The 12,801-nt window shown below is 69.0% G+C and carries 14 protein-coding genes and 2 pseudogenes; 8 read left to right on the top strand and 8 right to left on the bottom strand.

The annotated features are described in order from the left end of the window. Positions 1-160: 160 nt before the first annotated feature. Positions 161-584, top strand: a pseudogene (locus GVY64_RS38450) (IS5 family transposase); the annotation flags it as partial. 107 nt (positions 585-691) lie between these two features. Then, positions 692-1,471, top strand: coding sequence for an acyltransferase domain-containing protein (locus GVY64_RS37505; RefSeq protein WP_201298315.1), 780 nt, complete (start codon positions 692-694; stop codon positions 1,469-1,471). On the opposite strand, the pseudogene GVY64_RS37500 reads toward GVY64_RS37505, so the two are convergent. Beyond that, a pseudogene (locus GVY64_RS37500) lies at positions 1,427-2,137 on the bottom strand (oxidoreductase); the annotation flags it as partial. The gene GVY64_RS37505 and the pseudogene GVY64_RS37500 overlap by 45 nt on opposite strands. A gap of 298 nt (positions 2,138-2,435) precedes the next feature. Here GVY64_RS37500 and GVY64_RS35565 point away from each other — a divergent pair. The 4 genes from GVY64_RS35565 to GVY64_RS35550 all read left to right on the top strand — a co-directional run bounded on the left by GVY64_RS35565 (position 2,436) and on the right by GVY64_RS35550 (position 6,633). Then, positions 2,436-3,746: an ABC transporter substrate-binding protein gene (locus GVY64_RS35565; RefSeq protein WP_159850904.1), complete on the top strand. Its 1,311-nt coding sequence runs from the start codon at positions 2,436-2,438 to the stop codon at positions 3,744-3,746. Between the two features lie 2 nt (positions 3,747-3,748). Further along, positions 3,749-4,594: a carbohydrate ABC transporter permease gene (locus tag GVY64_RS35560; RefSeq protein ID WP_201298314.1), complete on the top strand. Its 846-nt coding sequence runs from the start codon at positions 3,749-3,751 to the stop codon at positions 4,592-4,594. Positions 4,595-4,661: 67 nt separating this feature from the next. Then, positions 4,662-5,531: a carbohydrate ABC transporter permease gene (locus GVY64_RS35555; RefSeq protein WP_159850902.1), complete on the top strand. Its 870-nt coding sequence runs from the start codon at positions 4,662-4,664 to the stop codon at positions 5,529-5,531. Positions 5,532-5,544: 13 nt separating this feature from the next. After that, positions 5,545-6,633 carry an ABC transporter ATP-binding protein gene (locus GVY64_RS35550; protein WP_159850900.1) on the top strand — a complete coding sequence of 363 codons (1,089 nt, stop codon included), beginning with the start codon at positions 5,545-5,547 and terminating at the stop codon, positions 6,631-6,633. 30 nt (positions 6,634-6,663) lie between these two features. On the opposite strand, the gene GVY64_RS35545 is transcribed toward GVY64_RS35550, so the two are convergent. The 3 genes from GVY64_RS35545 to GVY64_RS35535 form a co-directional block, all read right to left on the bottom strand. Next, entirely contained in the window at positions 6,664-6,894 is a 231-nt protein-coding gene (locus GVY64_RS35545) for a hypothetical protein (protein WP_159850898.1), read from the bottom strand. 169 nt (positions 6,895-7,063) lie between these two features. Continuing rightward, positions 7,064-7,879, bottom strand: a complete 816-nt coding sequence (locus tag GVY64_RS35540; protein WP_159850896.1) for an NAD(P)H-binding protein — start codon at positions 7,877-7,879, stop codon at positions 7,064-7,066. A 92-nt stretch (positions 7,880-7,971) separates the two neighbouring features. Next, on the bottom strand, positions 7,972-8,697 hold the full coding sequence (locus GVY64_RS35535) for a TetR/AcrR family transcriptional regulator (RefSeq protein ID WP_159850894.1): 726 nt from the start codon (positions 8,695-8,697) through the stop codon (positions 7,972-7,974). 167 nt (positions 8,698-8,864) lie between these two features. Between GVY64_RS35535 and GVY64_RS35530 the strand changes: the two genes are divergently transcribed. Next, positions 8,865-9,521 carry a DUF2306 domain-containing protein gene (locus GVY64_RS35530; RefSeq protein WP_201298313.1) on the top strand — a complete coding sequence of 219 codons (657 nt, stop codon included), beginning with the start codon at positions 8,865-8,867 and terminating at the stop codon, positions 9,519-9,521. Then, positions 9,518-10,438, top strand: a complete 921-nt coding sequence (locus GVY64_RS35525) for a hypothetical protein (protein WP_159850890.1) — start codon at positions 9,518-9,520, stop codon at positions 10,436-10,438. The genes GVY64_RS35530 and GVY64_RS35525 overlap by 4 nt, the downstream gene beginning before the upstream one ends. A 22-nt stretch (positions 10,439-10,460) precedes the next feature. Here GVY64_RS35525 and GVY64_RS38445 read toward each other — a convergent pair whose 3' ends face one another. From GVY64_RS38445 to GVY64_RS35510, 4 genes are all read right to left on the bottom strand, one after another. Further along, positions 10,461-10,661, bottom strand: a complete 201-nt coding sequence (locus GVY64_RS38445; RefSeq protein WP_236567515.1) for a hypothetical protein — start codon at positions 10,659-10,661, stop codon at positions 10,461-10,463. After that, positions 10,580-11,113, bottom strand: coding sequence for a hypothetical protein (locus GVY64_RS35520; protein WP_236567516.1), 534 nt, complete (start codon positions 11,111-11,113; stop codon positions 10,580-10,582). The genes GVY64_RS38445 and GVY64_RS35520 overlap by 82 nt, the downstream gene beginning before the upstream one ends. A gap of 31 nt (positions 11,114-11,144) precedes the next feature. Continuing rightward, entirely contained in the window at positions 11,145-12,017 is an 873-nt protein-coding gene (locus tag GVY64_RS35515; protein ID WP_159850889.1) for an alpha/beta hydrolase, read from the bottom strand. A 64-nt stretch (positions 12,018-12,081) separates the two neighbouring features. Beyond that, on the bottom strand, positions 12,082-12,504 hold the full coding sequence (locus GVY64_RS35510; protein ID WP_159850887.1) for a nuclear transport factor 2 family protein: 423 nt from the start codon (positions 12,502-12,504) through the stop codon (positions 12,082-12,084). Positions 12,505-12,801 lie beyond the last annotated feature (297 nt).

Raw genomic sequence — 12,801 nt, 5'->3', positions numbered from 1 at the left:
GATCCCCTTCACCGCACCGCTACGCGAGGCCGGGTCCTTCCTCGCCTCGATCACCAGACGCGTTGCCCGCTCACGCAACTCGTCGGGGTACTTCCGTGGTGCCACCATGACTTCGAATCCTCCGGGTGTTCGATGTCTCCATCAAACCCAGGGCGCAACAGGGCTCGGACGCCCTTTGAGCGTGGTGTTGACCGCGGGCAATGTCAACGACTGCACCATGTTCACCCAAGTCCTGGCCGGTATCCGGATGCCACGCCCGGGTCGGGGTCGGCCCATGGACGCGGCCGCGGCGGGTGCTGGCCGATAAAGGCTACTCCACTCGCGCGATCCGCCGACACCTGTGACAGCGGGGCATCACCGCCGCGATCCCCGAGCGCAGCGATCAGCAGGCCCACCGTCGTCGACGGGGCAGTGCTGGTGGTCGCCCACCAATCTTCGACCGCACGGCGTATCGGCGCCGCAACGTGGTCGAACGCTGCTTCAACCGGTTCAAGCAGTATCGGGCCATCGCGACCCGATACGACAAGACCGCGGCCTCTTACCGAGGCATGCTCGCCCCGGCCAGCCTGCTCATGTGGCTTTGAGGACAGACCCTAGCCGAGGGGCGTTCCGCGCCGGGCGTGACCGAGGCCGCGCGCGCTCGGGCCGCACGGCGTTCCTGTTCACCGGTCAGGGCACGCAGCGCGCCGGAATGAGCCGGGAACTGTCCGCGGCGTTCCCGGTGTTCGCGGCCGAACTGGACCGGGTGTGCGCCGAATTCGATCCGCTGCTCGGACGTTCGCTGAAGGACCTCATGCACGCCGAGGCGCCGGACGGCGACAGCGCGCCGGGACCGCTGGATCGGACGGAGTACACCCAGCCCGCGCTGTTCGCCTTCGAGGTGGCGCTGTACCGGCTCGTCGAATCGTTCGGTGTGACACCGGACGTGCTGTTCGGCCATTCCATCGGTGAACTGGCGGCGGCGTACGCCGCCGGAGTGTGGTCGCTGCCCGACGCGTGTGCGCTGGTGGCGGCACGCCGCCGGCTCATGGGCGGCCTGCCCGCGGGCGGTGCGATGCTGGCGGTGGCGGTGGCGGTGGCGGTGGCGGTGGCGGTGGCGGAAGAGGAGGCGTCGGCCGCACTCGACGGGTACCACGGCCGAGTCTCCGTGGCGGCGGTGAACGGGCCGTCGTCGGTGGTGCTGTCCGGTGACGCCGACGCTGTCGCCGAGATCGAGCGGCTCTTCGGCGACCGAGGTCGCCGGACGAACTGCCTGCGCGTCAGCCACGCCTTCCATTCGGCGCGGATGGATCCGATGCTGTCGGAGTTCCGGGGCGTGGCTTCCGGTGTCACCTACCGGCGGCCGACCATACCCATCGTCTCGAATGTCTCGGGCGCACCGGCAGGCGACGAGCTGACCGATCCCGAGTACTGGGTCCGTCAGGTTGGCCAGGTCGATGATCTCCGCGTAGGTCTGCCCGTCCTCGACTAATTCGGCCAGCGACATCCGGAACATGATGAGCAGGTCGTCGCCGACGGCGGCCCTGGTCCGGGCGGCGACCTCGACCGGGAACCGCCGCCGGTTCGCCGCCGATCCGCCCCAGCGATCGGTGCGGGTGTTGGTGCGCGGCGCGAGGAACTGGTTGATCAGGAACCCTTCGCCGCCCATGATCTCGACACCGTCGTAACCGGCCAGCTGCGCCAGCTGCGCGCAGCGCACGTGATCGGCGATCGTGGTCTCGATCTCCTGCTCGGTGAACGCCCGCGGCTCGAACGCGGTGAGCGGCGACGCCACCGCCGAGGGAGCCAGATTGGTGGGGATGTTCGAATCGCGGCCCCCGTGCAGGATCTGCAAGGCGATCTTGCCGCCCGCCTCGTGGACGGCCTCGGTGATCACGCGGTGCCGCTCCGCGTCGGTCTCGTCCAGCAAGGCGCACGCGAACGGCCACAGCCATCCGTCGCGGCTGGGGGAGTATCCGCCGGTGACGATCAGTCCCACCCCGCCGCGTGCGCGTTCGGCGAAGAACGCCGCCAGTCGGTCGATGTGCCAGGCCCGGTCCTCGAGGCCGGTGTGCATGGAGCCCATCACGACTCGGTTGCGCAGTCGCACCCTCCCCAGCTCGATCGGCGACAGCAAATGAGGAAAGGCGGAACTCATGGGATGAACCTAACGGCAGCTACCCGCCTCCGCAATCGCTGGCGGCCCATGCCATCAGCGGTGCACTGCTGGAGTCGGCTCCGCTGTGAGCCAAGGGCGACAAGTCGGCAACTCGCGCCTATCGCGCGTGCCCGCGACCGACCTCGCCGACGAACCCGGGAACACCCTTGCCGCGGCGATCGGGGGCCGTATCGTTCCCAGCACCGGGATGACGCATATTGACAGCGATCCTCGGCGCACCTAGGTTGACCAGCCTTACCGAAGTGTGAAACACGTTGTGCGCGAACAGGAGCCATGCATGCTGGTATCCGCTTCGACGCGCAGGTCCTTCTTGCGCGCGGTGGGCTCCGGCGCGGCGGCCCTTTCCGCCGCGGCCTGCACCGGATTCGCCACCAGTGGCAGCGGCGGCATGGTCTTCTTGTCCACGCAGTTCCGTCCCGCCGACGAGGCCGAGCGATTCCGTGGTCTGCTCGCGGCCGCCGCACCGGGCGTCGGATACGTGACCATCGAGGAGAGCCCGTTCGAGACCCAGGTGCGCAGCCAGGTCGACGCGGGCGCGGCCCGGATCGGCCTGCTCGGTGGCCTGCACGGCGACCTCGCGCCGCTCGCCGACGGCTACTTGCAGGACCTCAGCGGCCTTCTCGCCGACCTCGGTTCCCGTGGCTGGCCCGCCGCCTACCTGGAGCTGGCCAGGGTGGGCACCGACCGCACGTGGTACATCCCGTGGGCCACCGCGAGTTACGTCCTCGCGGCACACGCCGAGGCGCTCGAGCATCTGCCGCCCGGCGTCGACGCCGCGTCGCTGTCCTATGACCAGTTCCTCGACTGGGCGATCGCCGCGCGCCGCGCCAATGGCAATCGCCCCGTGCTGGGCCTGCCCGCCGGTCCCAAGGGCCTGCTGCACCGGTTCGTGCAGGGCTTCCTGCTGCCCTCGTTCACCGGCGGCCAGATCACCACCTTCCGTTCGAACGAGGCCGTGACGGCGTGGCAGTATCTGCGTGAGCTCTGGGCGAACTGCGTCCCGTCCAGCACGAACTTCGACTTCATGCAGGAGCCTTTGGACAGCGGCGAAGTGCGGCTGGCGTGGGATCACGTCGTCCGCCTGGTCCACGCGCCCGAGCGCGACCCGCGGAACTGGCGGATGCTTCCCGCGCCGCGCGGCTCGCACGGACTCGGCTACATGGCCGTCCTGGCCGGACTCGCACTTCCGAAGGGCGGTCCGGATCCCGAACTGGCGCAGCGGACGATCAGCACGCTCACCCGCCCGGAGACCCAGCTGCGGCTGCTGCGTTCCAACGGGTTCTTCCCCGCGATCGATACGGCGATCCCGGACGATCTGCCGCCGGCCATCCGGCTCGAGGCCGAGGCGGTGCGCAGGCAGCAGGAGGCGCCCGGCGCCATCCTCTCCTTGCCGCCGGTCGGGCTCGGCCGGCGCGAAGGGGAGGTGAGCAAGGTCTTCAAAGACAGCTTCCGCTCGATCGTGCTCGATCGCGCCGATATTCGCGCCACGCTGGACCAGCAGGCTCGGATCCTGCAAGGCATCCTCGACGACCTGAAAGTGCCGTGCTGGGCTCCCGACCCGGCCGCCGACCTCTGCCGGGTGGGATAGCCGTGAGGTCGAGACCGCGCTCCCCGTGGATCCTGCTGCTGCCGTCGATCGTCCTGATGACGGCGCTGTTCGGCTGGCCGCTCGTGCAGGGCGTGCTCGCGGCGTTCCGCGGCGACGACGGATTCACCCTCGCCCACTGGGACCGACTGTTCGACGATCCGTACCTCTTCGCCGCCCTGCGCAACACGCTGCTGTTGATCGCGATCGTCGTGCCGGTCCAGCTCGTCCTCGCCGTCGGCATGGCGCTGCTCATGCAGGCCCGGCCGCGATTCGCGGGCGGGCACTTCTACCTCTGGTGCCTGCCGCTGGCGATCTCCGAACTGGCGGCCGGCCTGGTGTGGCTGGCCATCTTCGACAACCGCGGCTATCTGAACTCGATGCTGGTCGGCATCGGGCTCTCCGACGACGGCGTGCAGTGGCTCGGCTACCAGAATCCGGGCACGATGCTGCTCGCCGTGGTGGTCGCCGAGATCTGGCGCGCGACCTCGCTGGTGTTCGTGATCGTGGTGGCGGGCGTGCAGATGATCCCGCGCGACTACGACGAGGCCGCGCAGGTGTTCGGCGCGAATCTCTGGCAGCGGCTGCGGCACGTGACGCTGCCGCTGCTGGGGCCGAGCCTGCAGGTGGCCCTCATCCTGCGGACGATCCTGGCGTTGCAAGCTTTCGCCGTAGCGCAGGCGCTGACCGGACGGGATTTCCCGCTGCTGGTCGGCGAGACCTACGAGTGGTACGCGAACCTGCAGAATCCGGCGGTCGCCAGCGCCGTCTCGCTGATCGTGCTGGCGATCTCGCTCGCCACCGCAGTGTTCTACCTGCGGGCGGTCCGGCAGCCGGAGCAGGCCCGATGAGCCACGATCGTGCGGCGCCCGCCGCGGCGCGGGGCTGCGGGCACGCGCCAAGGAGGCGAGCAGCGCGATGAACCGAACCGACGCGCCCACGCGGCGCGTGCTGCCACCGATCGATCGCGCACCCCTGCGCAGGCGTCGCAGGCGCGCCGTGGGAGTGCAGCTCGCCTGCATCGCCGTGAGCCTGTTCATGGCGCTGCCGATCGTTCTCATCGGACTCGCCGCGGTGTCCTCGAGGGAAGGGCTCAACGAGTTCCCGAAGCCGCTCGTGCCGAAGGAGTTCTCCACCGAGACCCTGGTCGCGTTCTTCCGCGCCACGGGGACCGTTGCGGCCTTGGGCAACTCGGTGCTGGTCGGCCTCTACACGGTGTTCTGGTCCCTGGTGATCGGCGCGCCCGCGGGATATGCGCTGGCCCGTCATGCTTTCCGGGGCAAGGACCCTTTCCAGGTCTTCATCCTGTTCGTGCGGGCGTTGCCGATCGTGGTGCTCTCGGTGCCGCTGGCCACGATGTTCTTACGCATCGACGTCTACGACACCGTGTTCGCCGTCACGCTGGTGCACACCACGCTCGCGCTGCCGACCACCGTGCTGATCACCGCGAGCATCTTCGTCGCGGTGCCGCCCGATCTGGAGGAGGCGGCGCGGGTCTTCGGGTGCACCCGTTGGCAGGCGGCGCGCCGGGTCGTGGTGCCGCTCGCGCTGCCGGGGCTGGCCGCGTCGTCGATCTTCACTTTCGTCCTGTCCTGGAACGAGATCCTCGGCGCGACGATCGTGACGCTCGGGCACCGCACCTTGCCCGCGCAGGTGCTCACGGCGCTGGACGAGGCGTCTACCGCCTACCGCTTCGCGGGCGGGTTCGCGTTGATCATCCCGGCGCTGGCGTTCATCTTCGTGATGCGGCGCTACCTGGTGAACATGTGGGGGACGACGCTGCGATGACAGGGGTTCGCTGATGGCTGAGGTGGTGGTCCGGGATCTGGTGAAGACCTATCCCGGCGGCACGGCGCGTGCCACCGACGAGGTGTCGCTGGAGATCGCCGACGGCGAGTTCATGGTGCTGCTCGGGCCGTCCGGCTGCGGCAAGACGACGCTGCTACGCATGATCGCCGGGTTGGAGCTGCCGGACTCGGGACAGATCGTGATCGGCGGCAAGGACGTCACCTATCTGGAGCCGCGACGGCGCAACCTGTCGATGGTGTTCCAGTCCTATGCCGTGTTCCCCAACAAGAAGGTCGCCGACAACATCGGCTTCGGTCTGCGCGTGCACGGCGTGCCGCCCGACGAGATCCGTCGCAAAGTCGCCTGGGCGGCAGAGCTTTTGCAGCTGACGCCGTACCTGGACCGCTATCCGGCGCGGTTGTCGGGTGGGCAGCGACAGCGTGTCGCGGTGGCGCGGGCGATCGTGATGGACGCCGACGTGTTGCTCATGGACGAGCCGCTGTCCAACCTGGACGCGCTGCTGCGGCTGTCGTTCCGGGCCGAGCTGAAAAGACTCGTCGCGGAGCTCGGCACCACGACCGTCTACGTCACCCACGACCAGGTCGAGGCGCTGTCGCTGGGCGACCGGGTAGCCGTGCTGCGCGACGGCGCGATCGTCCAGTGCGGCCCGCCCACCGAGGTCTACGACGACCCGGCGACGGAATTCGTCGGCGGGTTCCTCGGCAGTCCACCGATGAACTTCCTCACCGGCCCGGTCTCCGCCGCGGAGAGCGGACCGCGCATCGACCTGGGCGGGCAATCGCTCGCCGTGCCCGCGGCACTGTCCTCGTTCGCGGGCCGCACGATCCGCCTCGGCATCCGCCCCGAGGCCATCGTGGTGGACTCCGGACCCGCGGACGTGACCGTGCGGGGCGAACTCGAAGTGCTCGAGCCGCTCGGCTCGTCCACCCTGCTCACCACCCGCGTCAGCGGGCAGACGGTGAAAGTGCAAGCGCCACCGGGCTTCCGCGCCGCCGAGGGCGATGCCGCGAGCCTGTACCTGCCGCCCGAATCATGCCGCTGGTACGACCCGGAGACCGGTTTGCTCTTGACCGTCGACTGAGCGCGGGACTTCCGCGCTGGTCGGTGCTGCTCACCGGCCGCCTTCGGCGCGCAATTGCGCGTCATCGATGAGCGCCCGTGCCTGCCGGATGACCGCGAACAACTCGAAGCGGCGGATGTGATCGGCGACCTGGATCTGCAACTCGTCCTCGAGTCGTTCCACCCGCCAGCGGATCCGGTCGATCACGACGAGGTCGGCGGCGCGATCGAGCTGCTGCAATTCTTCGAGAACCTCGTCGAGACGGTCCTGCACACTGCGCATTGCGCACGTTCTTTCTGGTAGGCGACTCTGCCGGTAAGAATCGTCAACAGGGTGGACGAGCATCGGAATGCGGGGTTGCGGGCAGCGAAATGCGGGGCTTCCAGATAGTTACGCCGACCGGCGCGGACAGCGGTGGCGACGTCGCCACCGGCTGCCCCGGCGCTGGGCGTCAGCGGAAGGCGTCCGCGTGTGCGGTGGCCCACTGCCCGAAGGTGCGCGGCGCGCGGCCGATGATCTCTTCCACCGTCGGGCGGACGATGGATTCGTCGATCGCCCCGTGGACGTAGAAGTCGAAGAAGGCGTCCACGTACTCGACGGGAGTGGTCCGCAGCATGTCGGCGCGGGCCTCGTCATCGGTGAGGCCATGGCAGGTGAGGGCGCGGCCGGTGGCTTCGGCCAGGATCGCCACCTGCTCGGCGGGCGTGAGCGGCTCCGGCCCGGTAGGCCAGAGGATTTCGCCGTGATGGCCGTTGTCGCGCAGCACGGCGGCGGCCACCGCGCCGAGGTCCTGCGGATCGAGGGCGGCCGTGCGGACCTCGGGGAACGGTGCGCGGATCACGTCTCCGTCGCGAAGCTGGGGAAGCCAGCGCAGAGCGTTGGAGGCGAAGGCGCACGGGCGCAGAATGGTCCACGCGGCACCGCATTCGGTGGCCTCCTGCTCGGAGGCCATCATGTAGCGGGTGATGGCGTTGGAGGTGTCACCGGTACCGGCGGAAACGCCGGAGAGCTGCACGATGTGCGCGACGCCCGCCTTCGCGGCCGCCTGTGCGACCCCTGGATAACCCGGCAACAGGAACACCGCGCGCACGCCGTCGAAACTCAGGGTGTCGGGCGATGTCAGATCGCCCGCCACGGCCGGCGCGCCTGGAGGCACGACGGCTTGCTCGGGATCACGCACCAGCGCGCGCACCGGTTCTCCCGTGCTGGCCAGGGCCCGCACAACTTCCGCGCCGACATTGCCGGTCGCTCCTGTCACGAGGATCATTTCGCCGATCTTTGCAGTACCGGGACGGTTTCGCCCGCCCGTTGCAGCTTCCTGCAGCACACTGTGCAGCCTCTGCCTTCGGCTGCCGGGAATCACCCCGTGAGATGTGCGGCTATGCCATCGAGCAGTTTGCCCAGCCCGAACTCGAAAACGCCTTCCGCGACGTCGCCGGTGTCCCGGTAGTCGGGGGGACCTGCGGAGAGCATGGCCAGCAAGGCCGGGTAACGCTCGGGCTGCCCGTACTGATGGATCATCGCCGGGTCGAGGACCGGGCCGACGTGCCCGGCCGCGTCGCGGCCTCGGGTCGGATCGATCGCCAGACGGGCGGCGCCGCCGACGAAAGCGTTGATGGACAGGGTGATCTCGAAGATGCCGTGCGGTGGGAGTCCGGCCTCGATGAGCGCACTCATCGCGGCCTCGCCCCACGCGGCCTCGTTCGGGCCCATGCAGCGATTGCTGGTGCCGACCGCCAGCACCCACGGATGACGAAGGTACAGCTCCCGGGTGCGGCGCGCCCAGAGTTCGAGTGCCGCGCGCCAGTCGCCCCGCGGCAGGTCGGGCGGTTCGGACATGGTCGCGTCGAGCATCAGGGCGACGAGTTCGTCCTTGCCCGGCACGTATCGATACAGCGACATGGTGGCCGCGCCCAGTTCCTTGGCGACCCGCTGCATCGACAGTGCGCCGATGCCTTCCGCGTCCGCGACGACCATGGCGGCGCCGACGATCCGGTCCAGGCTCAGTGCCGGCCGGGGGCCGCGGCCGGACCGGCGACCGCCGGCCCACAGCAACTGCGCCACCGGCGGCAGTTCATCAGCCATGTTCGCTCCTAGCGATCTAATTGCGTATGTCCTACGCAATGCGTATATGATACGCAATACTTCGTCGTCTCCGATGTCCGGGGTGGTTCACCATGGCAGTTCCTGCCAGATCTCCGAATTCCGTCGTGTCCGAGCCGAATCGACCACGGTGGTGGCAGCGTCCCTGGGTGGGGCCACTGCTGGTGCTCACGTTCGCGTTCGTCACCTTCTCGCTGCCGCCGTACCTCACCCTGGATCCAGCCCGGTCGCGAGTGCCGGATCCGGGGTACGCCCCGCACTACCCGATGCTGGTCGCGCACGTGATCTGCGGCTCGGTCGCCATCCTGGTCTCCGGTTTCCAAGTGTGGCCGTGGTTCCGCCGCAGACATCCGGCGGCCCACCGGCGGCTGGGCCGCTGGTATGTCTTCGCCGGCGTGCTGCCCGCCGGGCTCGCCGGATTGGTGGTCGGGGCGACCAGTCCGTTCGGTCCCGTCGCGCGCGTCAGCAACGTCATGCTGGCGACCCTGTGGCTGATCACCACGCTCATCGGTTGGCGCATGGCGCGACGACGCCGCTTCGCCGAGCATCGCCGCTGGATGATCCGCAGTGTCGCGCTGACCTTGTCGATCGTGCTCAACCGGCTCGGTGGAGTCCTGCTGGTTGTGCTCAGCCCGCGACTGGAGACGTCGTTCCACGGCGACGAGACACTGTTGACGCAGACCATCGCCGACATCGGCACCTGGCTCGGATGGACGCTCTCGCTGCTGATCGCCGAAGCGTGGCTCGAACGCGGACGTACGCCCCGGCACGCGGAACTCGTCTCCACCGGCGGGCGCCGAGCATGAGCCTGACCGGACTAGGGCTGACCGCGGAACAGGAGCGCGTCTACCGGGAGTTGCTGCGCACCCGGCCCAGCGCCTCCTCACGTGCGGGTGGGGCGGGCGTGGTCGGGCCGGTGCTCACCGAACTGCGTCTGCTTGGTCTGGTGGACGAGAACCTGTCCGCGGTGCCACCGGCGGCCGCGGTCGATCTGCTGGTCAGACGGCGGATCACGCAGGCGCAGAAACAGTTCGATGGCATCGCCGCCGCCTGGGACTCGGTGCGCGAACTGACCGAGGAGCAGCGCACCGGCCGGCCCGCAGGCCTGATCGAGCTGCTGTCGAACGGGCAGGAGGCCGCACGGCGCATCAACGCGCTACTGACCGATCACCCCGGTGAATTCTCCGCGCTGCGGACCGACGCACTGCACGACGAATCGCGGCTCGCCTCCGTCCGGCCCGGCCGCCTCCTGATCGCCGGGCTGCGCAGTCGCATCCTGTTTCCCGCGCACGCGTTGGACGATCCCCGGCAGGCGGCCCATGCGAGCCGACAACATGCGCTCGGCGAGCTGCACCGCGTGACGACGGAACCGGTCTGGCCGCTCATCCTGGTCAACCGGTCGGTCGCCTTCGTGCCCGCCGATCTCTCCGCACCGGACACGGGTGTGCTCCAGATCCGGCGTACCGGTGTGGTCCGGATCCTCGCGGAGGTCTTCGACGGCATCTGGGACCGCGCCCGCGACCTGGACCAACTCCCCGTCTCACCCGACGAGCAGCGGGTCCTGCGGGCGCTGACCCGCTACGACACCGACGAAGCGGCGGCGCGTGCGCTCAATGTCTCGGTGCGCAAGTTCCGCGCCCATGTCGCCGACCTGATGGACCGGCTGGGCGCACGTACCCGTTTCCAGGCCGCCCTGCTGGCCAAGGAACGCAACTGGCTCTGACCTTCCCGGATTCCGTGGGCTGCTATGCGCGCTCTCCCGGGCGGACCATGGTCAGCTGGTGAACTCGTTCACCCGCATAGCGCATCCCGGGAATCGCCGGAGCAGAGCCGAAGGGAACGAACCCCATGCGGGTGAAGAACGCTACGGCCCGGGTGTTTTCGACCTGCGTCTGCAGATGGCAGCCGAGGCCGTCCTCGTCCAGCCGGGCCAGCCACCCGTCCAGGAGAGCGGCCGCCGCGCCGGTTCCGCGCGCCTCGGCGGCCACGGCGATGTGCAGGTGTGCGGGCCAGCGTATGTCCTGGAAGTCACCCGCGTGGGCCGGCGGCGGATCGCCGCCGTGAGGGTGTCGACCAGGGCGACGCCGAAGAACCTGGCCGTGGCCGGGCGCACCCATAATCGGTGGGCGCGGATCGCCCGCTCGATCCGCTCGGCCTCGCCGGGAAACTTCGAGCTGTCCCGGCAACCCGTCAGATATCCGATCAACTTGCCGTCCGCGACCGCCACGAACACCGACTCGGGTGTCAGATCGAGGTATGGGTCGAGGTAGATCGACGCCTCCGATTCCGGATCACCCCAGAGTGCGGCGACGGGCGAGCCTTCACCCGCCCGGCCGAACAACTCCCGTAACTCCTGCCGGTCGGCGGCCTCGAATCGGCGAATCTCCAGCTGCGTCATCTTGTCGGTGCCGAAGCGGTCTCCGGCCGCGTCACAGCGTCCGGGCGAAGTGGGCGGCGACGGTGTCGGCAGCTATGGTGACCTGCGGCTCCTGGTCGTAGAAGTCGAATTGGGTGCCCGACGTCCAGACGATGTCCTTGGGTCCGGCCAGCCCGTCGTGGAAGCGGCGCGCTCCGTCGGGGATCGCGGCCTGCTCGCTGTGCACGAGCATCGTGGGCTGGGTGATCTTCGGCGCCAGCGCGATCGCGTCGTAGGTGAGCCAGTCGACCCAGGACATGACGGCGAACCGGTTGGGCCAGGCCGGAATTCCGCCACGGGCGGGGTTGATATAGAAGTCGATGTCGTAGGGCATGGCCGCGCGCTCGTCGGTGGCGCTAACCACCGGCACGTAGTCGATCACGCCCGTCTCCTCGAATCGGGACCGCGCTCGCTCGCCGAGCGCGATTCTGGCGGCCACCTCCTCGGCCCCACCGTAGGCTTGCGCGCAGATGTCCGCGTCGTGCAGCCAAGGCGCCACCAGCGCGAGCGACTTCACCCGTGCGTCCCCGGCCGCGTCGGCGGACATGTACATCGCCGCCGCGCAGATTCCCAGCGCGCCCAGTCGCGTGGCGTCGATGGCTGGGTGCGCGGCCAGGAAGGACACCGCGTTGTGGATGTCCCGGACCTTCCGCTCCGGTGATTCGACATCCCTCGGTTCGCCCGCCGATTCACCGAAGCCGGTGAAATCGAACGACAGCGCCGCGTAACCGTGTGCGGCCAACCGCTCGGCGTATCGGTCGGCCATCAACTCCTTGACGCTGGTCCAAGTCCCGGCCACCACCACGCCCGGCGCCGGGTCCGGGCCCGGTGGCAGGTACAGGTTGCCGACGAGTCGTACTCCGGCACTGTCGAATTCGACCTTCATAACCTCGATCTCTCCTCGTAGCGTTTCGAATCGGCTCCCACCTGCACACCGGCGGCGAGAACCCTCACGGCAGCGCTCGGTTGCCGTCGCCCCATAGCGCCGTCATCACCACCGCGGTGATCCGCCAGCCATCGGCGGATCGCACGAGGTCGAAACGGTAGGAGCCGCCCAGCGTCCACAGGGACGCGCCATAGGGGGCCGACTTGCGGTGGGTCGCTTGGAAGGATGCGGTGCACACCGCGCTGTCGCCGTCGATGCTCACCAGGTGGTTGCCGAGCAGATGCTGGGTCGCCGCGAAACCGCCGAGCGCCTCCTGCCATGCGGCGGCGATCTGCGCGGGAGTGAGCACGATCGGCTCGCCCCCGTTGAGGCTGGTGTAGTCCAGCGTCACCGCCTCGGCGAACACCTCCGTGAGCTTGTCCCACTCGCGGAGATCCGCGTACCACGCCATCCGCGTGCACGTTTCGATGACATCCAGGCGATCCATACGGCACAGAATGGCCGTCGCCGCCCTGCTCGGGGAAGGGCAGAGGTTGCACACCGTTCTGCAGGAACCTGCATGGTACCTACGACACGTTACCTTTCTCGTGGGTCCGATCCAGGGCCTCGGTCGCCGGGCCCGGTATGACTTCTTGCCCCTGTCTTTCGCATGATCCGGGGGGGTGGTGTCGCCGGGTACCGGTGGCATCGGATGGACCGCTGATAGGGACAGGGCCGCATTTCAGGTCTCTTCGTAACGTGGGTGCCGGCCGCCGATGCCCGATCGGTGACCGCCCCGTGCTGA

The organism is Nocardia sp. CY41 (assembly GCF_009829325.1).
In the GTDB taxonomy this organism is placed as follows: domain Bacteria; phylum Actinomycetota; class Actinomycetes; order Mycobacteriales; family Mycobacteriaceae; genus Nocardia.
Note: the sequence above shows the minus strand (reverse complement) of the source record. Positions and strands in the feature narration are given on the sequence as shown.

Excerpts from the sequence above, each read along its gene's own strand:
- GVY64_RS37505 (WP_201298315.1), top strand. The coding sequence starts at position 692 with ATGAGCCGGGAACTGTCCGCGGCGTTCCCGGTGTTCGCGGCCGAACTG.
- GVY64_RS35565 (WP_159850904.1), top strand. The coding sequence starts at position 2,436 with ATGCTGGTATCCGCTTCGACGCGCAGGTCCTTCTTGCGCGCGGTGGGC.
- GVY64_RS35555 (WP_159850902.1), top strand. The coding sequence starts at position 4,662 with ATGAACCGAACCGACGCGCCCACGCGGCGCGTGCTGCCACCGATCGAT.
- GVY64_RS35550 (WP_159850900.1), top strand. The coding sequence starts at position 5,545 with ATGGCTGAGGTGGTGGTCCGGGATCTGGTGAAGACCTATCCCGGCGGC.
- GVY64_RS35545 (WP_159850898.1), bottom strand. The coding sequence starts at position 6,894 with ATGCGCAGTGTGCAGGACCGTCTCGACGAGGTTCTCGAAGAATTGCAG.
- GVY64_RS35540 (WP_159850896.1), bottom strand. The coding sequence starts at position 7,879 with ATGATCCTCGTGACAGGAGCGACCGGCAATGTCGGCGCGGAAGTTGTG.
- GVY64_RS35535 (WP_159850894.1), bottom strand. The coding sequence starts at position 8,697 with ATGGCTGATGAACTGCCGCCGGTGGCGCAGTTGCTGTGGGCCGGCGGT.
- GVY64_RS35525 (WP_159850890.1), top strand. The coding sequence starts at position 9,518 with ATGAGCCTGACCGGACTAGGGCTGACCGCGGAACAGGAGCGCGTCTAC.
- GVY64_RS35520 (WP_236567516.1), bottom strand. The coding sequence starts at position 11,113 with ATGACGCAGCTGGAGATTCGCCGATTCGAGGCCGCCGACCGGCAGGAG.
- GVY64_RS35515 (WP_159850889.1), bottom strand. The coding sequence starts at position 12,017 with ATGAAGGTCGAATTCGACAGTGCCGGAGTACGACTCGTCGGCAACCTG.
- GVY64_RS35510 (WP_159850887.1), bottom strand. The coding sequence starts at position 12,504 with ATGGATCGCCTGGATGTCATCGAAACGTGCACGCGGATGGCGTGGTAC.